At 42.6% G+C, this 19961-nt stretch carries 20 protein-coding genes; 14 read left to right on the top strand and 6 right to left on the bottom strand.

Annotated features, from left to right (window positions below; genetic code table 11):
- The first annotated feature begins 46 nt into the window (after nt 1-46).
- The 3 genes from BA724_RS00280 (at nt 47) to BA724_RS00270 (ending at nt 2894) form a co-directional block, all read left to right on the top strand.
- Nucleotides 47-496, top strand: a complete 450-nt coding sequence (locus BA724_RS00280) for a DUF86 domain-containing protein (RefSeq protein ID WP_069936695.1) — start codon at nt 47-49, stop codon at nt 494-496.
- A gap of 3 nt (nt 497-499) precedes the next feature.
- Nucleotides 500-1267 carry a TIGR01457 family HAD-type hydrolase gene (locus tag BA724_RS00275; protein ID WP_069936694.1) on the top strand — a complete coding sequence of 256 codons (768 nt, stop codon included), beginning with the start codon at nt 500-502 and terminating at the stop codon, nt 1265-1267.
- A gap of 121 nt (nt 1268-1388) precedes the next feature.
- A complete protein-coding gene (locus BA724_RS00270) occupies nt 1389-2894 on the top strand; it encodes an FAD-dependent oxidoreductase (protein WP_069936693.1) in 1506 nt (501 codons plus the stop codon).
- 33 nt (nt 2895-2927) lie between these two features.
- Here the strand turns inward: BA724_RS00270 and BA724_RS00265 are convergent, their stop codons facing one another.
- Nucleotides 2928-3434 (bottom strand): phosphatidylglycerophosphatase A family protein, encoded by a 507-nt coding sequence (locus tag BA724_RS00265; RefSeq protein ID WP_069936897.1) that lies wholly within the window; start codon nt 3432-3434, stop codon nt 2928-2930.
- 123 nt (nt 3435-3557) lie between these two features.
- On the opposite strand from BA724_RS00265, the gene BA724_RS00260 reads away from it, so the two are divergent.
- Nucleotides 3558-4538 carry a 2-hydroxyacid dehydrogenase gene (locus BA724_RS00260; protein ID WP_069936692.1) on the top strand — a complete coding sequence of 327 codons (981 nt, stop codon included), beginning with the start codon at nt 3558-3560 and terminating at the stop codon, nt 4536-4538.
- Between the two features lie 37 nt (nt 4539-4575).
- Here the strand turns inward: BA724_RS00260 and BA724_RS00255 are convergent, their stop codons facing one another.
- Nucleotides 4576-4818, bottom strand: a complete 243-nt coding sequence (locus BA724_RS00255) for a NifU family protein (RefSeq protein WP_069936691.1) — start codon at nt 4816-4818, stop codon at nt 4576-4578.
- A 209-nt stretch (nt 4819-5027) separates the two neighbouring features.
- Here BA724_RS00255 and BA724_RS00250 point away from each other — a divergent pair, with 209 nt between their 5' ends.
- On the top strand, nt 5028-6425 hold the full coding sequence (locus BA724_RS00250) for an NAD-dependent succinate-semialdehyde dehydrogenase (protein WP_069936896.1): 1398 nt from the start codon (nt 5028-5030) through the stop codon (nt 6423-6425).
- Between the two features lie 1166 nt (nt 6426-7591).
- A complete protein-coding gene (locus tag BA724_RS00245) occupies nt 7592-8209 on the top strand; it encodes a class I SAM-dependent methyltransferase (protein WP_083255968.1) in 618 nt (205 codons plus the stop codon).
- Between the two features lie 540 nt (nt 8210-8749).
- Here BA724_RS00245 and BA724_RS00240 read toward each other — a convergent pair.
- Nucleotides 8750-9817, bottom strand: coding sequence for an NAD(P)/FAD-dependent oxidoreductase (locus tag BA724_RS00240; RefSeq protein ID WP_069936690.1), 1068 nt, complete (start codon nt 9815-9817; stop codon nt 8750-8752).
- Between the two features lie 163 nt (nt 9818-9980).
- On the opposite strand from BA724_RS00240, the gene BA724_RS00235 reads away from it, so the two are divergent.
- Nucleotides 9981-10217: a YuzB family protein gene (locus BA724_RS00235; RefSeq protein ID WP_069936689.1), complete on the top strand. Its 237-nt coding sequence runs from the start codon at nt 9981-9983 to the stop codon at nt 10215-10217.
- Nucleotides 10218-10258: 41 nt separating this feature from the next.
- Here BA724_RS00235 and BA724_RS00230 read toward each other — a convergent pair whose 3' ends face one another.
- Nucleotides 10259-10957: a DUF2225 domain-containing protein gene (locus BA724_RS00230; RefSeq protein WP_069936688.1), complete on the bottom strand. Its 699-nt coding sequence runs from the start codon at nt 10955-10957 to the stop codon at nt 10259-10261.
- Between the two features lie 163 nt (nt 10958-11120).
- On the opposite strand from BA724_RS00230, the gene BA724_RS00225 reads away from it, so the two are divergent.
- From BA724_RS00225 to BA724_RS00200, 7 genes are all read left to right on the top strand, one after another.
- Nucleotides 11121-11489, top strand: coding sequence for a HesB/IscA family protein (locus BA724_RS00225; protein WP_083255967.1), 369 nt, complete (start codon nt 11121-11123; stop codon nt 11487-11489).
- A 139-nt stretch (nt 11490-11628) separates the two neighbouring features.
- A complete protein-coding gene (locus tag BA724_RS18385) occupies nt 11629-11787 on the top strand; it encodes a hypothetical protein (protein WP_169818466.1) in 159 nt (52 codons plus the stop codon).
- Nucleotides 11788-11848: 61 nt separating this feature from the next.
- Nucleotides 11849-12136, top strand: a complete 288-nt coding sequence (locus BA724_RS00220; RefSeq protein WP_069936687.1) for a hypothetical protein — start codon at nt 11849-11851, stop codon at nt 12134-12136.
- A 216-nt stretch (nt 12137-12352) separates the two neighbouring features.
- Nucleotides 12353-12763 carry a YndM family protein gene (locus BA724_RS00215; protein ID WP_069936686.1) on the top strand — a complete coding sequence of 137 codons (411 nt, stop codon included), beginning with the start codon at nt 12353-12355 and terminating at the stop codon, nt 12761-12763.
- 478 nt (nt 12764-13241) lie between these two features.
- Nucleotides 13242-13637, top strand: a complete 396-nt coding sequence (locus BA724_RS00210; RefSeq protein WP_069936685.1) for a hypothetical protein — start codon at nt 13242-13244, stop codon at nt 13635-13637.
- 313 nt (nt 13638-13950) lie between these two features.
- A complete protein-coding gene (locus tag BA724_RS00205) occupies nt 13951-14136 on the top strand; it encodes a holin (RefSeq protein ID WP_069936684.1) in 186 nt (61 codons plus the stop codon).
- Nucleotides 14137-14698: 562 nt separating this feature from the next.
- Entirely contained in the window at nt 14699-17938 is a 3240-nt protein-coding gene (locus BA724_RS00200) for a DUF6359 domain-containing protein (protein ID WP_069936683.1), read from the top strand.
- A gap of 111 nt (nt 17939-18049) precedes the next feature.
- Here the strand turns inward: BA724_RS00200 and BA724_RS00195 are convergent, their stop codons facing one another.
- Nucleotides 18050-18691 (bottom strand): SDR family oxidoreductase, encoded by a 642-nt coding sequence (locus tag BA724_RS00195; RefSeq protein ID WP_069936682.1) that lies wholly within the window; start codon nt 18689-18691, stop codon nt 18050-18052.
- 45 nt (nt 18692-18736) lie between these two features.
- Nucleotides 18737-19690: an NAD(P)/FAD-dependent oxidoreductase gene (locus BA724_RS00190; protein ID WP_069936681.1), complete on the bottom strand. Its 954-nt coding sequence runs from the start codon at nt 19688-19690 to the stop codon at nt 18737-18739.
- Nucleotides 19691-19961: the final 271 nt, after the last annotated feature.

Raw genomic sequence — 19961 nt, 5'->3', positions numbered from 1 at the left:
CCATTGTACCACATGATACAATAAGAGCGGAAAGGATGGATGGACTGTGTACTTTATTGACCGAAAAAAGATGGAAGAAACGCTCCGTTTTATGGAGCAGCAGCTTGCCCTGTTTGACTCGCAGCCTGTTTGGGGCACTGCCATTGAAAAAGCAGCGCTCGAACGGATTGCTCAAACCGTTGTGGAATCTGTGATTGATGTGGGCAATTCGATGATTGACGGCTTTATTATGCGCGATCCCGGCAGTTATGAAGACATCATTGATATTATGGACGATGAAAAAGTCATTTTGCCGGAACAGTCGGCACCATTGAAAGATGTCGTCGGCCTTCGGAAAACACTTGTCCGTGACTATGCCTCTATTTCACATGATGAACTGACGGCGGTGCTCATCGCCAATAAAAAAGAACTGGCCGATTTTCCAAATCGTGTCCGTTCATATTTAGAAAACGAACTCGGTCCCGTTTCTGCATTTTTACCGGAAAAAGGAGAATAAGTAATGACACGTTATAAAGGCTATTTAATTGATTTAGACGGCACGATGTATGCCGGCACACAAGTAATCCCGGGCGCTCCGGAATTTATTGACCGCTTAAACGCTGCGGGTATTCCTTATTTGTTTGTGACGAACAATTCGTCTCGGACTCCAGAGCAAGTGGCAGAGAAACTTGTGAAAATGGGTATCCGGACAACACCGGAAAATGTATTCACCACATCGCGTGCAACGGCTCAATTTATTCATGACGAAAAACCGGGCGCGAGCGTTTATGTGATTGGGGAAGACGGTATTTTAGAAGCGCTGGCCGAGCAGGGTCTCGAAGTCGTCACTCATGAAAACCCTGACTATGTCGTTACCGGAATCGATCGCGGCATTACATACGAAAAACTCGCCGGGGCCTGTCTCTCTGTCCGAAATGGCGCCCGCTTTATTTCCACTAACGGAGATATTGCCATCCCGACGGAACGTGGCTTTATGCCAGGCAACGGTTCGCTGACATCGGTTGTTTCTGTTTCAACGGAAACACAGCCTGTCTTTATCGGCAAGCCGGAACCGATTATTATGGAGCAGGCAATGGCTGTACTTGGCACGTCAAAAGAAGAAACCATCATGGTTGGCGATTATTATGATACGGACATCCGCGCCGGCATCGGCATCGGCATCGACACATTGCTTGTTCATACAGGTGTGACCCAGCCGGAATTTTTAAAGAGATACGAGGTTCAGCCGACTCATACACGGAAAAATTTAAACGAGTGGGAATTGTAAGAAACAGCAGCGATGCTGTTTCTTTTTTTTATGTCTAGCTCCAGGCGCCTTATGCTTTTCTTGGCTAAAAACGGGCAAAGCCGGGTATACAAAGAACATGACTATTTTTAGGGAGGGCATTATGCAAATTCCGAATCAATCAATATCCTATTGGAAAGATCACGGGGCCCCACGTTCCTTTACACCGCTGCAAACAAATTTAACGGTAGACGTTGTGGTCGTTGGCGGTGGAATCACCGGTATTTTAACGGCCTGGAAACTGTCGAAGGAAGGAAAGAAAGTCGCGCTAATTGAAGCAAGGAAATTAACCGATGGAACGACCGGGTTCACGACTGCTAAAGTAACGGCACAGCATGGACTTATTTATGATGAGCTAATTAGTACGTTTGGAGAAAAAAAAGCCCTTCTCTATTACGAAGCAACTGAGGAAGCTATTGCATTTTTGAAAAAAACTGTGAATGAGTTGAAGATTGAATGCGATTTTACACCGCAGGACGCTTATGTGTACATCACAACAAATGAAATGAGACCGATGCTGGAAAAAGAACTGGAGGCCTATGAAAAACTGGGCATTAACGGCGGCTTAGCCGGAGAAACGGCGCGGAAGAATTTACCGTTTAACGTAGAAGAAGCGCTGGTCATGCGTGATCAGGCACATTTTCATCCAGTAAAGTTTTTAGAAGCGATTGTGCAGGATATGGCGGAACGCGTTCACATTTTTGAAGATACACGGGCAGAAGCAATTGATGGAAGGGCCGTGAAAACAACAAACGGGTATAAGGTTATTGCTGATCATATTGTGGTGGCATCGCATTTTCCATTTAATGATTTTGATGGAGCCTATTTCGCTAAGCTGCATCCGGAACGGTCGTATGCAATCGGTGTAAAAAGTGAAAGTGATATTAATGAAGGCATGTATATTAGTGAAGATAAGCCATCCAGGTCCATCAGGTATGCAACAATGGAAAACGGTGAAAAGCTGCTGATTATCGGAGGGGAAAATCACCCAGCTGGACGAAGCGATCGAGAAATGATGCGCCATTACGAAGAACTGGCTGATTTTGCGGACCGCCACTTTGGAGCAAAAGAAGTGCTTTACCGGTGGTCTGCGCAGGATTTAATTACGCTTGACCGCGTTCCATACATTGGGCGGGCACATGAAAATATATATGTGGCAACCGGTTACGCAAAATGGGGCATGACTAACGGAACGGTTGCGGCGAACATAATCACGGATTTGATTATGAAAAGGGACAACCGATATGCTGAATTATACGATCCGAAGCGAATGAAAATAAAGCCGGCGGATATGAAAACATTTGTCACGGAAAATGCGAAAGTCGCCAAAGAATTAATTGGCGGGAAATTAAAAAGTACAACGATAAACATCGATGCCCTGCTTCCTGGTGAAGGCGGCGTTGTGATGGTTGATGGAAAGAAAACAGGGGCATACAAAGATGAGCAGGGCCACTGCCATCTCGTCGATACAACCTGTACACATATGGGCTGTGAAACAACGTGGAATGATGCGGAGCGGTCATGGGACTGCCCTTGTCATGGCTCAAGGTTTTCTTATGACGGGGAAGTACTGGAAGGACCGGCGATTCAGCCGCTGGAAAAACGATAAAAGAGGCAGCCTGTTGAAGGCAGCCTCTTTCTTTTATTCGGTATGAGCAGCGCGATGGGCAAGACGGCTTGCAGCCGCAGCCGCAATGGCGCCAACGATATCATCTAAAAATGTGTGCACCTGGCCGGTGGATTTATCATTTAAAAACTGAAGGATGCCGGGTTTTTGTTTATCAATGTATCCGTAGCTTGTCAGCCCAATCGTTCCGTATACGTTTATAATCGCTGTTGCAATTGTTTCATCAAGGCCATAAAGCCCTTCATCCGTCTCAATAATGGATTGAAGTGGATCGTCAAGCTGCTTTTTTTCGGCAAGCATATCAAGCTGAATACCGGTCAAGACCGCATTTTGCACTTCACGTTTACGCAGAACGGCTTCCACATGTTCCATTGCTTCTTCAAGTTTTAACTCAGGATGATATGGTTTTTGCAAATACACAACAAGTTCTGCGATATCTTCCAATTTCACGCCGCGCTCAGCGATCCAGCGGCGGGCTGTTTTTTCGGACATGCTCATGACGCGCTTTTCTTCAATAGTCATCCTTAACACACCTTTTTTTATCATTATATGTATTCCTCATGTTCTCATACCCGTTTTCATTGTGACATAATCAGGTTGGAAATGATACAATAAGACGGAATAATCTGAAATGGGGTGCGCTGCGTGAAGCCATTTGTGTATGTAACCAGAAAAGTACCAGATGACATTGTGTCAAGACTGTCTGCATCCTATCACGTTGAGACGTGGACAGAAGAAGATAAAGCGGTTCCGCGGGATATATTGCTTCAAAAAGCTGCGTCGGCTGACGCGCTGTTAACAGTTATTTCAGATGCTGTGAATGACGAATTACTTTCACATGCCAGCCAGTTAAAGGTAGTGGCGAATATGGCTGTTGGTTTTGACAATATTGACCTTGAATCCGCCAGTCGTCATGGCGTGGCAATTTGCAATACACCTGATGTACTGACCGATACAACAGCTGATTTAACATTTGCGCTCCTATTGGCCACAGCGCGCCGTATGACAGAAGCATCAGAATTTGTCAAAGAAGGAAAATGGACAAGCTGGGCACCGATGATGCTTGTGGGAACAGATGTTCATCATAAAAAAATCGGTATTGTTGGAATGGGTAAGATCGGAACCGCTGTCGCAAAACGAGCGGCCGGTTTTGATATGGAAATTCTTTATCATAACCGGAAACGTCACGAAGTCGCAGAAGAAATGCTTGGGGCTCAATACCGCAGTTTTGATGAACTTCTTCAAGAAGCGGATTTTGTCGTCTGCCTTGCCCCGTTAAATGACGGTACACGAGGCTTATTTCAGCGGGAGCATTTTCAAAAAATGAAAAAAGAAGCGATGTTTATTAACGCAAGCCGTGGGCCGATCATTAACGAGCAGGCACTGATTGACGCACTTGAAGCTGGTGACATCGCCGCTGCTGGTCTCGATGTATTTGATAAAGAGCCGATTTCCGCTGATCACCCATTTTTATCAATGAAAAATGTCGTTGCGCTCCCGCATATTGGCAGTGCATCCAAAGAAACCCGTATGGCCATGATGATGACATGCTGTGATAATATTGAAGCGGTGTTTGACGACCGCCCGCCGAAAACGCTTGTGAACAAAGATGTTTTGCAGTTTTAAAAAAGAGCTGATCCCATTTTGGGGTCAGCTCTCATGATCAAAATACTTGTTCAACTTCGACAATGCCAGGAACTTCTTCGAGCAATGCGCGCTCAATTCCTGCTTTTAGTGTAATTGTTGAACTAGGGCAGCTGCCGCACGCGCCAAGCAGGCGAAGTTTTACAATCCCGTCTTCAATATCAACGAGTTCGCAGTCGCCGCCGTCGCGAAGCAGGAATGGACGTAATTTATCAAGTACTTCTTGTACTTCACCGTACATTTCTTGTTCTTGTGTTTGCATGAATCATCGGCTCCTTTCGATTCGATACATATATTATAATGATTTTAAATTGAAAATGCAATTTCTCCTGCCGGAAAAGGAGAAATAGATATTTTTATTCTCATCATGACAATCGAAAATGAAAAGCATTTAAGTTTAAATATGAATAGACAGGCAATACAATAGTAAAAGAACGATAAAAGGAGAGGATCTTTTTGAAAGACTGGAGCATGTACATAAATGGTCAATGGGTGTCAGGAGATAAAAAAATAGAAGTCGTGAATCCGGCTACAGGCGAAACGTTCGCAACGGTTCCTAAAGGCGGAGCCTATGAAGCAAAAAAAGCTGTGGATGCAGCATATGAAGCCTTTACATCGTGGTCGAAAAAAACGGCCGGCGAGCGCTCGGAACTTTTAATGAACTGGCACCGACTGATAGATGAAAACAAAGAAGAGATCGGCCGGATTATGACGGAAGAGCAAGGCAAGCCGCTTCAAGAAGCGATTGGTGAAGTCGCTTACGCAAACAGCTTTATTTCCTGGTATGCGGAAGAAGGAAAACGCATTTACGGCGAGACCATTCCGGCATCTGATCCGAACAAGCGTTTATTTGTTTCGCGTCAGCCGGTAGGTGTTGTCGCGGCGATTACACCGTGGAATTTTCCGGCTGCGATGATTACACGCAAAGTCGGTCCGGCGCTTGCATCCGGCTGTACAGCCGTAGTGAAACCCGCTTCTTCTACACCGCTTACCGCTCTGAAGCTGGTTGAACTTGCTCATGAAGCAGGAATTCCAAAAGGTGTGCTGAACGTTGTCACGGGAGATTCAAAATCTGTTGCCGGTGCCTGGATGGAAGACAGCCGCGTTCGAAAAGTAACTTTTACAGGCTCAACAGAAATCGGGAAGGTGCTCATGAAGCAGGCGGCGGACACAATGAAAAAAGTATCGCTTGAATTGGGAGGCCATGCGCCGTTTATCGTCACAGCGAACGCTGACATTGAAAAAGCGGCCAAAGGATTAATTGGTTCAAAATTCCGCAATGCCGGCCAGACATGTGTCTGCGCGAATCGTGTGTATGTGCACGAATCGATCGAAAAAGAATTTACGGAAGCCTTTAAAGCGGAAGTGAGAAAGCTGCGTGTCGGAAATGGAATGGAAGAAGGCGTGAACATCGGTCCGCTTATTGACGCGGATGCGGTTGAAAAAGTGCAAAGCCAGCTGAAAGATGCAAAAGAAAAGGGCGCTGTTCTCGAAATGGGCGGCGAAACGGATGGGAATTTTATCACGCCTGTTGTGCTGACGAACGTAACGGATGATATGGATTGCATGGTAGACGAAACCTTTGGTCCGCTGGCGCCGATTGCCACGTACAAAACAGTGGATGAAGTGATTGAGCGGGCAAATAACACACCATTTGGCCTGGCTGCTTACGTGTACTCAGACAATATTTCAGAAGCGATCAAAATAAGCGAGGAACTTGAATACGGAATTGTGGGATTAAATGATGGGCTTCCGTCTGTTGCGCAGGCACCATTCGGCGGCTTTAAAGAAAGCGGGCTTGGCCGTGAAGGCGGTCATCACGGTATGGATGAATTTTTAGAAGTGAAATACATTTCGCTCGGATTATAAACTATTTTGAATGGTCAAATATTGTGGCGAGTCGAAATGAATTCTACTAAATAAATATACTAACCTGTTGATGGACAGAAATCTCGATAAAGGAAAGCAAACTTGCATAAATAGACAAAAAAAACCGGCTGGCGGCAGGCCGGTTTTTTATATTCACCCATTATGATATTTGTACATCCTATTTGTAATCCGAATTGATAAAGAAATATCCAAAGATATAGAGAGCATAGTTATTGTTGAAAGTGGTGTAGAAACGAACGCACCGTTTGAAAACTAAATAAAAACAAAGGGAAACCTTAACATTTTAGGGTTTCCTATATTTTAATATTGATTTCTTAATAAAAAATAAGGGAAAGCCCATTTTCAAGGACTTTCTATTCCTTTAAAGTAACTGTTTCTGTTTAGCTCACTTTTTTGCTAACCATCGCTCAACAAAAAACATTCCAATTGATACACCAAAAGCAGTAGAAAAAGCAGTCAGTACGTTTAAATTATCTTTTAGAAAATGATTAGCTGTTAAATTGCAAATAAACAAGAACAAGAAGAAAATAAAATAGTTAACTATCTTTCGTTTCATTAAAAATTTACCACCTTAGTTGTATTTTATTCTGACAATGCTCATACCTTAAACTCCCCGAATGTAAAAAAAGTTTCTATTAGGTTCATTTTAGCATTTCTTGTTCAACTCCCATGTAAGGACAAGTCTCCTTACATAATCTGTGGTGAAGTGTGCGCTGTATGAATGGCTCACGGGTGCTTTTGTTGAACAAGACGCCCACAAAAAGGACCAGAAAACGGGTTATTTTTCTTTTAATGAAATATCAACATTTTTTTACATAAGTTTGATATATTGTTTTTAAGGGGGGAATGCTGCTTGAATAAGAAATCTACTCCAAAGATAAGTATCTTATTTTTCATAATAGCTTTAATTTGGACGATTGCCGCTTATAGAAGCTATGGTGATACCTTTTTTTGGCTGTTTATTGTCGTGGCGATATTTAATATTTACGAAGGCATAAGACGTATAAAGAAACAAAGAATGAACATATAGTGTATTGTGTCTCCAATAAAAATCTATCTTTTTTTATCAGTTATAGAGGAGGCCTATTTTTTAAAGACTAAATTTTCAGTTTTAAAAAAATTCAATAGGTAGGAGATTTTGTTTTATGACGATATTGGATAGGTGGCTAGGAAAACAATTAAGTAAGCCAAGAGGAATTTTTTCTACCTTGATAGGTGCTTATATGGCAATAGGCAATCATAAAGAAAATCTAGGGACAATCAAACAGATGAACATACAAGAGAATGATTATCTTCTTGAAATTGGAATTGGAAATGGAACAATGATTAATCATATTGCAAAAAATAATAAACCGAAAAAAATATGTGGAATTGATATTTCCACCCCTATGGTAAGGGAAGCAAAAAAAATGAATCGTTCTCTTGTCCGTAATAATATCGTTGATATAAGGAAAGGAAGTGTGGGGAAAATCCCTTATCAAGACTCATCCTTTTCCAAAGTTTTTACCGTTCACACGATTTATTTTTGGCCAGATGTTCAGAAAGGAATTAACGAAATTAATAGGGTTCTCTCTCCAAATGGTACCATTTTTATTACTTTTACGCTGAGAGAACAACTGAAGAAAATGAAAAGAACCAGCGATTTTAAATCTGTTGATCCTGTTGAAATTGAGCAATTATTGGTGAATAATGGCTTTGGAGACGTCCGCATAAATTCACAAAATTCTATTTGTTATATTTCCGCTCAAAAACTGTCCGTTTAAATTAAATCTATAGTTAGTATAGGTGTTTCAATTTTACTTGTCATACTAGCACTAAGAAATTTATAACAAATTTAACATGTTGACTAAGCTTTTTACTTTTTTAATGATATTATTCAATGAGCAAGTGTTCATTTGCTATACTGTTAATCAATATTTTGGAAAACGTTAAATATCAACAGCCAGCTTTAACAGAGCCTTATTTTTAATAAGCAATATATTATAGAAGAAAAATATCATTGGGGGAGTTCTGGGGGAGCTGGGGGATTATTAAAGCACTCTATTCGTCATCAAAAAAGATAAAAAAATCACTGAAACTTGTTATTAAAGGAATCAGGGATTTTTTGAATCAACGTATCTTTTTATGGTAACGTCTTGCCAGGAATACAACCGTTTTTATCACATGAAAAGATAAAGAAGGCGGGGAATTCCCCGCCATTTCCCCGCCGTAATTTGGGCGTTTTTTTATTTGTTTTAATGAGTCGTTTTTTAGAAACCTTGATATAGAGCCTTTTTAGAGATAAGAATCAATAAGATTTCGAGTCATCCATTATGATATTTGTACATCCACAATACACCAGATTTCAAGAAGCGGGCAACGCGGCCGGTAATGGCACGGTCGGCAACAAAACCGAAGCCTTGCTTTTTGCCGAGTGAGCCGAGCACACCTTTTAGCTTCATTTCCGGCATTGTTTCTGGCAGCGGCTCGTTTTTCCAGCGTTTTTGAAGAACGTCGACGATTTGTTCTGCCTGCTCTTCCGCAAGCTGGGCACTTGGCGCGTATGGAAGGCTGGCACAGTCACCGACAACATATACATGTTCATTGCCCGGTACGTTGTGATGAGGTGTTAGAATAACCCGGTCAGAACGGTCTTTTTCCACATTCATTTCACGAACAACGAGGCTTGGCTGAATCCCTGCTGTCCATACAACCGCGTCCATCTCATACACATCTTCGTGATTATAGATCCGGTCCGGCTCAACACGTGTAATGTTGGCATCACTGACTACTTCTACTCCGTGATCGGTAAACCATTTTTCGATATATCGGCTTAAACGCTGAGGGAAGTCTTTTAAAATACGCGGTCCGCGGTCAAATAATTTAATATCAAGGTCAGGGCGGCTTTCACGAAGCTCGCTTGCCAGTTCGATACCGGAAAGACCGGCACCGATAATACCGACTTTTGAACCGGCCGCCATATTGTTGAGCTTTTCATAAGTGGCACGGGATTTTTGAATGGACTGAATGCTGTATGTATGTTCCGCCGCACCCGGAACACCATGATATTTATCTTCACAGCCGAGACCAATAACAAGATCATCATAGCTGAGTGTACCGTTTGTTTTCAAAGACACTTCTTTTTGATCCGCATTTATAGACGTGATTTCATCATAGATAATGTTTAATTTCTCATGTTCAGGAAATGATACGCGGACTTCATGATCGGAAGCGGTTCCAGCCGCCAATGCATAGTATTCTGTTTTTAAACAATGATAAGGCACCTTATCAACGAGTGTAATCGTCACGTCGTCAGGCAGATGATTCGGCAGCAATCGCAAAAGTACACGCATGTTACCATAGCCGCCTCCAAGCAAAACTAAATGTCTCATATGTATGACCCCTCTGTTTCAGATTCGTATGTATTATGTATCCGTTTATTCATATCCGAGTATAGCGAAAATGGCCATATTATACAACTCACATCAAGAAAACTTCCCGCTTTTTTCTGTGCTGGATTGGTAGTACAATAAACGGGTGAGGTGAAGAATAAAAATGAAGCCAATTATTGAATTTTGCGTCAGCAATTTAGCAAGCGGATCACAAGAAGCATTTGAAAAGCTTGAACGGGATTCTAATCTTGATGTCATTGAATACGGCTGTCTGAGCTACTGCACACGCTGTTCAGATTCTCCGTTTGCTCTTGTAAATGGAGAAGTTGTCGGCGGGACAACGCCAGATGAGCTTGTTTCTAATATATATGCATTTATTGACGAGACGTGGCTGTTTTGAACGTCTAAAAACCGGGTGTCATACGAGACACCCGGTTTTTCTTATGCTGATTCTTCCTGCGTTTTCATTTGTTCGCGCAGTTCATGCCAGCGGTCGCGGGCCATTTCGATAATTTGTTTTTCATTTGAATTGCGCTGGCGTTCAATAACTTTTGAAAAATAGGAAGCGGCTTGTTCCCTGCGATCTAATTTCCGGTTTAGCTCACCAAGCAAGTACAAGACTTTAATTTCAGACATTTTCGCCGCCACATCTTCTGTGGAGAACGCTTCCTCGTATTCACGGGCTGCAATTGATAAAAAACGTTTTTCCTCTTTTTTGCGTCCTATATCCCGGTAAATCCACGATGTACGAAGCGCAAGACCGGCAAGTGTTAAATGCTTTTCTTTTTTTAGCACTCCTGAATAAAGAGCGAGCTTGTAGCTTTTAATCGCTTTTGATGGAGACCGTTCCCCACTGAAGTCCTGTTCAACCCAATGATCAGAAACAGATGCTTTTAATACTTCGGCTGTTCCAGGAGCGAAATAAGGCGTGAAATCTTCTGTAAATGAATATCCACAGTGAAAGCACACATGAACATTATAAAAAAGCGGATTAATTTGGCCGGCTTCATAAAGCGGCTTTAAATCCGTATCCTGCCCTGCTACTTTAATAGTGCTCTTTCGGACTTTTGTCGTAGTAAAGGATTTTTGGCAATGAGGGCATTTCATTTCTTTATTGTAGAGTGGAGGGACATTCGACATTGATAAAGCCTCCTTTTCTTAATTTAAAGGTCTTTTTACTTATTTTATTATACAGGATGCAGGGGTAAAAAGGATTATTTACGAAAAAAAATTAGTGAGCGGTTCAGTTGAGGATTTTGGTTGTTACCCTTATACTAAAAGAAAATGAAAGGAGAGATTTCATTTGTCTGAACAACAAGTTGTGACCATTACGGAAGCTGCGGCTTTTCAAATAAAAGATATGATGAAACAAAACGAAGAAGAAAAGTCATTATTGCGCGTAGCTGTCCATGGTGGGGGATGCAGTGGATTGTCATATGGAATGGGCTTTACCCCGGCAGCAGAAGAGGGCGATATTGAACTGAATCAGCACGGCATTCCCATTGTCGTAGCGAAAAATGACGCGGGAATTTTAAACGGAACAATCGTTGACTACAAACAATCGCTCATGGGCGGAGGGTTTACGATTGATAATCCGAATGCCATCGCGTCTTGCGGATGCGGCTCCTCGTTCAGAACGAAAACGAACGAAGGCACACCGGAAAATTGTTAACTTTAGCCGTCGGGTAAGTTAAACGGCGGGGGCTTGCGTATTTGCAAGCGCCAGGCTTCCGCTGTGAAGCGACTATATCGAGTTATTATTTAAACGCTTCTTGACGTATTTACTGATACGTTAGGAGGCTTTTTTTGTTATGTCAGATGAACGATCGATCAAACGCAGACGCACGAAAGTAGAAAAGCGAGCGAATGATTCAACGGATATTCAATCGATGGCATTCGAACCAGCGTTCCACTACTTTATTACTTCGAAGATAGGCGAAGGAATCCAATTTCAAACTAAGGGGGTCTGATTGCCATGGCTGTGTGATACGCTATATTTCGTATTAATAGAGAGAAAGACGGAGGTACGATATGATTCCGAAGAAACGATACGAGAGTTTATACATTCGCTTAACCGCTATATTAGACAGCGGCGAGCCGATCTATTATCGCATGGATAGTGACGGTAGCATCACGGAGTTCCCAGCGGATAAATACGCCGATTCACTGTTTGTGAACCGATTCATGAAACGTGATAACTTCGATTTTATTGTGCGTGGGTATGCACTGGAAAACGGCTTGCTGCAGCAACGCGGCATGTTGAGCATGGAAACTATCGAGGAGATTATTGATCTACGCATTAAGCGCGATTATACATAAGAAAGTTTAAAAGAAGGAACAATCGATCACTACGGAAAATTTATGACAATGCAGTTCTTGCGGAAATAAAAGAAAAACGCTTCCTGCGATGGGATGGTGTCTTTTTTTATATGTATAGACGTATTTCTTCTACTTGCTCATTTAAATATTAAATAGGTGTTTATTAATTCTAATTAGGGTATTAATTGACCATTAAAGAAAAAGGAGGAATTTACTTTGGATCATGTAAAAGCAATTATTATTAAGTTTGTAATGATTACAGTTGTACTCGGTATTATACTCACTGGAATCTATGACGGAGAATTTAGTGATACACTTCTCATTAGTGCTGTTCTTACGATTGTGGCTTACGTTTTCGGCGATTTGCTTGTTTTCCGTAGAGCTGGTAATGAGGATGATCGTTATATAGATTATGCCCAGAGAAACACCATTGCGACCTTTGCTGATGCTGTGTTGGCTTTTTTCGTAATTTGGCTTATGGGAAGATCGCTGTTTATCAACGACGGAGATGCTCTGCAGGCTGCTTTAGTTTCCGCACTTTTTATTGCAGCCGGTGAATTTTTCTTCCACAGGTATCTAAATGATCATGTATTTGACGAAAAACATGCGCGTGACCATGCAAGATGACATCTGAAATAGGTGATGCTTATGGCGCGCATTATCGTAAGAGACTATATTATTAGATTTTATAGTCTAATGAACAAAATACTAAATATTAAATAATAGAGAAACAAAAAAGCCCGTCCGGTAATTATCGGCGGGCTTTTTTATATTCGTTTATTGTTCGACTTTCTTAAACTCCACTACTTCTTGGATCTCGCAGTCCAATTATTCGTAAATCAACGCGATCATATCCAGCGCTACATGTAAACTCGACAGTTATCGTTCAGTAGCTTGAATGAGCTGTCCAGTGGTTACATGTTTTATTTGTTAACCATTTTGGTGGAAAAATAAACTGAACATAAAAAAGCCACGGAGGAAAACCGCTGCCTACGTTTAAAAAAGCTGATTTATATAATATTCGTTATGTAAGTTGATCGCTCAAGCGTGTTATAGGCTTTAGGAATAAATTATAGAATATCCATAATAGTAGGAGGTATTGGCGTTGCCAGGAGCTGAAATCATGATTAGACGAATCGTTTATAGCCTTCCTGAAACAAAATACTTGAGAGTTTGGGGTCTAAGGATTCCGTGGGGAGTGAATTGGGTTGATCATAGAGTGGGAATTTATGCGGGTTTTGATTATCCGAGTGTAACGCCTGAAAATCAAGCATTAATTTACGAGTGCGCGTCTCTCGCTGGATTGGCCGCTGTGGCTCCTTTAGCTAAAGCTGTGGCAGCTTGTCAAAGTGGAGTTGAGTGTCCGGATGCTATAGCAGATGGTTTACCGGCAGCTGATTCAATACTACGGGAAACATTCTTTAAATGTATTGAGAGTTCAGGATTGCCGAATGACGTAAAAAAAAGAGTAGATATCGGTATTTATATAAGGGACGAATGAAGGAGGAGCTGATTAACATCGCTTCTTTTGTGCATAAAAGCTGTCAGTGAGAAATGAGACGGGGCTGCCATTGGCTAACCAATATATGTACCACTAGACCAACTTTACTCACTGGAGGTATTAAAACGCTGAAAAAACGCAGCAAACTAGTACGCAGAAGTGAAGAGCCGGGTGAATGAAAAAAACAGACGCAAACAGTCGTAGCCTCAACACCGGGCGAATATCTTGTAATGACCGGCATGTCCAGTTCAGACGCAGCAGCGGAAGGGGGCATGTTCAGCCGGAATCCGAAAGTGCGAAGGAGGGCCGAGGCATGAAACAACGGTGGAAAAGCTACGGACTGTGGATCGCAGTGGCCGCGCTTGTTGGTATGGTGCTGCAGGATTTTGGGGTAATGATCCCACCGGAAAGGTACGATGCTTACGTAGACATCTTGTTAACGATCGCAGTGCTGGGAGGCATCATCAACAACCCTGGCGGAAATGAACAACGTAATTAGAGGAACACTAACGACTTTGACTCGCCATACACAAATGGCCATTGAAGTCCGAATGCGATCGCGTTATACAGATGCGGTTCATCTTTCAAAACGAAAACGAACGAAGACACATCGGAAAATGGTTACCAATATGTTCTTTTAATAAAAAAACGTTCGCCAGTATCTATTTAGTACAGGCGAACGCTTTTTTATTGGTTTGTTTTCTTTTTTCGGGTAATCCATATTGAAATCAAAGGAACAACAATAAAAAAGGTGATAAAAAAAATGAAGATAAACTTTAAAAGCCAGAGATCATTGTACAAATTGATTCCCTCCAATACATCTATTTTTAATCTTAGTATAGACAAAGAAAAGAAGATCGATTCTAAAGAGCTTGATCATTTACTAAATCATTAAAAGGTTTTTATACCTATAAACATACATGTGATATTTTCCCTATTTTTTCTATTTATTAAAGTTTTTTAAATTATCTGTAAAGATTCTATTTTACAATAGAAAGTAGATTACAATAAAGGAGGTTCTTTTCGAGACGACTAAACACATTTCAGAGAGGGGTTTTTTTGTGAGGAAGATTGGACAAGTTTTATTTGCTCTTATACTCGTCATTGGCACACTGCTTCCATTTCAGACACCGGCTAGTGCCGCTTCTATAACAGTTGCAGAAGCGATTGCCAATAATACGGGCACAGCGACGGTCGAAGGATATATTGTCGGCTTTGCCTTGTCAGGAAGTAATTATACGACGGATCCTGAGCGGTATAGGAACACTAATATCGGCATCGCTGATGAAGCAGGAGAAACGGACCCGGCTAAAATCATGCCGGTACAGCTGACAACGTCTTTTCGTACGGACATTAATTTAGCGGATAACCCAGATAATCTTGGCAAAAAAGTTCAAGTGACAGGCTCTCTAGAACCTTATTTTACTGTACCGGGCTTAAAATTCCCTACGTCTGTCGTACTGCTGGATGATGAGGGCACAGAAGGAACAGAAGAACCGGTTGATCTTGTGAAAGAATCGATTTCAGCAGTCCGTCAAAAAGCGGAAGGCACTGATGTGTGGACGTCCGGCACGGTGACGGCTATTTTTGGAAACACCGTCTATATTCAGGATGAGACAGCCGGAATCGTGTTGTATGGCTCCGGAATGAATGTGGCGGTCGGTGATATCGTTGAAGCAAAAGGAAAAATAGACGATTATAATTCCCTGTTTGAAATTGCAGTTCAAGCAGATGGGGTTACAGTGACGGGCAGCGGCGATATGCCGGTGTCATCGACTATTACAGCCGCTGATTTAACAGAAGCTGCTGAAGGAACGCTCGTGAAAATAAACAATGTGACAATCGTCAGCTTTTCTGGAGGCAACTATACAGCAGCAGATGAGAACGGCAATGAATTTCAAATCAGACCGCAAGATGCGGCATTGTTAGCAGTAAATACAAACTATGATTCTATTACAGGTGTAGTAGGTTCCTACAATAACGTCTATCAATTAATTCCACGCGGTACGGAAGATATTGAAGCTGATTCATCGACTGTCCAAGCCGTGACGGCAAATCCGGCGGCGGGTGTAGTAGAAGCGGGAACAGGCGTCTCTCTTGCTTCACCGACAGAGGGTGCGGAAATTCGCTATACATTAGACGGATCGGAACCAACAAAAGAAAGTACGCTTTTTTCAGACCCGATTGTTATCGACGAAAATAAAACGATCAAAGCGAAAGCATTTAAAGATGGATTAGCGGACAGCATCGTTTCTGAATTTACGTATGTGATACAAAAAGATATCGTCCGTATTCATGACATTCAAGGAGCGGGACACACGTCTCCATATAATAATTTAATAGTCGAAAATGTGGATGGCGTTGTAACACATACTGTGGACAACAATAACTTTTACATGCAAAGCATTGAGGCAGATGACAATGAAAGCACATCGGAAGGAATTCTTGTTTATAAGCGGGCACACGGCTTGTCAAAAGGAGATCTTGTCAGTGTGAACGGTACTGTAAAAGAGTGGGTGCTCGAAGGCTATTCAGAAAAACTGCAGACAGATCTTCCAGTCACAGAAATTAATGCTTCTGTTGTGACCAAAAAAGAATCTAATCATGCGCTGCCTGAACCAATCATCTTTAATAAAGACCGAATGATGCCGACGGAAGTGATCGACAATGACCAATTTGGTACATTTGATCCAGAGCAGGACGGCATTGACTTTTTTGAAAGCGTGGAAGGCATGCTCATTCAAGTGAACAATCCGAAAATCATCGCGCCGCAAAACTACGGGGAAGTAGTGGTTGTACCGGAGAACATTAAAACGAATACAACAGCCGGCGCCCTGCGGATTACAGCAGAGGACTACAATCCGGAGCGTATTCATCTTGATTTGAATGACGAAAACTTTGTTGCGAAAACAGGTGATTCGTTTAATGGGGATGTGACCGGTGTTGTCAGCTACGGATACAGCAACTTTAAAGTGCTTGTTGATGACGTGCCGGCGCTGATTGACGGTGGATTAACCGGTGAAGAAACCACACTTGCTGCAACAGAAAACGGATTGACAATTGCGTCTTACAACCTTGAAAACTTCTCAACTGCTTCAGGTGCAGATAAAACGAACAGGTTAGCTTCGGGTATTGTGAACGGAATGCAGTCGCCGGATATTATTGGTGTCACAGAAGTGCAGGATAATGACGGGCCGGCTGATTCAGGAACGACAGATGCATCAGAAAGTGCGGCTGCGTTAATTGCTGCCATTGAGGCGCTTGGCGGACCAACGTATATATACACCGATGTTGCACCGGCAGATAAAATGGATGGGGGGCAGCCAGGTGGAAACATTCGTGTTGGTTTCCTGTATAACCCCGAACGAGTTTCACTTGCTGAAGGCCCGAAAGGAACGGCAACAGAATCGGCAGCATACGTAGATGGAAAGCTGACGTTGAACCCGGGCCGGATTGATCCGGACAACGCGGCGTTTGAAAATAGCCGTAAACCGGTTGCCGCGCAGTTTACATTTAACGGAGAAAAGATCATCGTTGTCGCCAATCATTTTAATTCTAAAGGTGGAGATGAGCCATTATTCGGAAAAAATCAGCCTCCATATTTGGGCAGTGAAGTGCAGCGGAAGCAGATTGCCGCCGTTGTGAACGGGTTCGTCCAAGAGGTGAAAATGGCTGATCCTAATGCAAACGTAGTGCTTGTTGGCGACTTTAATGATTTTGAATTTACTGAACCACTATCAATTTTAAAAGGTTCTGAAATGACAAATATGATCGAAAAAGTACCTGCAGAAGAACGTTTCACATACTCTTACCAAGGAAATGCACAAGTACTTGATCATATTTTGGTTACGAACAACATGGCGTCTTCAACAGAAGTGGATATTGTTCATACAAACTCACAATTCATGGAAGAACACGGCCGCGCAAGTGACCACGATCCGGTTGTCATTCGGACGACATTTGAAGATGACATTTTAGAAGAAGATATTATTTATGTACCGGCCTTGAAAAAGAAGCAATTCGTTGTTGCCAAACCAGGCATCCACTTGGAATTTGATAAAGGAGCCCGGTTTAGTAAAGGAATTGTTGTGAAGCATTCTGCTTCACTTCAGGGAGAAGGGCTGAAACACAATACAGTTATAATTTCCACTCCGCACAAAGGGCAGGTCATTGATCTTCGCGGAGCGGAAGTAAAAGAAGTGCGTATTGACACAAAACAGAAAGTCGAGATTATTGGCGCCGAAAATGTGAAAAAATGGACCGATTCGAAAGGAAAGAAAACGAAAAGACCTGCTGCATAATCAGCAGCAATCCATCTGGTGAGAGCCGGATGGATTTTTCACGTTCAGAAGAAAAAATACTCACGTTCAACAAGAAAGACCAGCTGCCTGTGCATGCCGGTCTTTCCATATTTATAAATTTTTCAATGCTTCACCAATAGGCATATCGCCTTCTACAATTTCAAAAATCCGGCTTTCTGTCTTTTCAGTAAGCAGGCTTTGAACGAGTACTTCGGCAACGTCAGCTCGTGATATTGATTTCGTCCGTTCTGCGACTTGTGCGGCCGCCTCAATTTTTCCAGCCGCCTTCTCATTCGTCAGCATTCCCGGCCGAACGATTGTATAGGTTAATCCGCTTTTCATTAGATGAGCATCTGCATCGTGTTTTGCTTGTAAGTAATGCTGCATAGACTCTGGACCTGCATCAGGCCGGTCTGCCCCCATCGAACTGAGCATGACAAATCGTTCAATGCCATGAGAAACGGCCAGATCAATCGCTTTAATTGCGCCGTCTCGGTCGACAGAGGTTGTTTTATCCGGCCCGGTCGCCGAACCCGAACCTGCCGCAAAGATAACAGCATTTACATCGTTCAGCGCGTAACTAAAATCTTGCTCTAAGTCTGCCAATATAGGTTTGGCTCCGAGTTTTTCCATATCCGTCATCTGATCGGTTTTGCGTACCATTGCTTTTACGTGATGCTGAATATTTTCCACGAGGCTTTGGACAACAAGGCGCCCTGTTGTGCCGGCTGCTCCGATAACAAGTACATGCATAGTTGACCACCCTTTTTTACCATTAGTTTACCCGTGGCAAAAAAATTAAAACAAGGAAGAACTATGCAGCGGCTGAATTTTTGCAGAGGGGTCAATGAATGCTTTTGCATTGTTGACAGCGGTCGGTGCTTCCCCGAATCCAGTCGCGATCAGTTTCACTTTGCCATCATACGTTGCCACATCACCCGCCGCATATACACCTTCAATGTTTGTTTCCATGCGGGAGTTAACCACAATCGAATTTTTCTCAATTTCCAGCCCCCAGTTTTTCATTGGACCGAGTGAGGAAATAAATCCGTAATTTACAATAAGATCATCAATTTCGAGTGTGTCCGTCCGATCACCTTTTACTTCTTCAAGCTGAAGATGTTGGCCATCAAATGATACAGGGACAAACGGTGTCATAACATTAACACGCGATTCATGCAAAAGTTCAACACTATGTTCATGTGCCCGGAATTTGTCGCGGCGGTGAATGATCGTCACGTCTTTTGCCGTATTTTCAAGCATCATTGCCCAGTCTACAGCTGAGTCGCCTCCGCCAAGGACAGCGACGCGGCGTCCGGCAAACGAGGACAGGTCGTTGATGAAATAGTGGACATTGGGTAAAGCGTCTGCGCCGTCAATTTCCAGGCGGCGCGGCTGAAAAGCACCATTGCCAGCTGTAATAATGACTGCTTTTGTCTCGTGCTTTCCTTTGTCCGTTTGCAGAAGAATCGTTCCATCCGGCTGTTTTTCAAGAACCTGCACAGCCTCTTCAAGGCAAAGTTCCACCGGAAATCGGTTCATTTGCTCGACGAGCCGGTCGACGAGTTCTTGGGCACGAACAGCAGGAAAAGCTGCTACATCATAAATAAATTTCTCCGGGTACAGAGCAGACAACTGACCGCCCGGCTGCGGCAGGCTTTCAATAATTTTAACGGAAGAGCCGCGCATGCCTGCATAAAAAGCGGCAAACAAGCCGGTTGGACCCGCGCCAATAATCGTAATATCTGTCACTCAAAGAGCCCTCCTTTTTTAAGCCTGTGCAAGACAGGTCATAAAGACGATGGATATGCCATCTTTTCTTTATCATTCCTTATTTTACAGAATTTTAGAAGGGAAGTCTCATTTGAAATTTCTTGTTGAAATAACTTGAAAAAAGGTCTGAAAGCGTCTATGATAAAACTAGTTGTGCACATTGTTAACATTTTGTGACAAAGTAAAGGATGTTTTTTTACAATCATACGTGAAGAGTATCACATTCTTTGCGCGAATATTTTAATAGAGG

Origin of the sequence: Domibacillus iocasae (assembly GCF_001750285.1) — a bacterium.
GTDB classification, from domain to species: domain Bacteria; phylum Bacillota; class Bacilli; order Bacillales; family Domibacillaceae; genus Domibacillus; species Domibacillus iocasae.
Note: the sequence above shows the minus strand (reverse complement) of the source record. Positions and strands in the feature narration are given on the sequence as shown.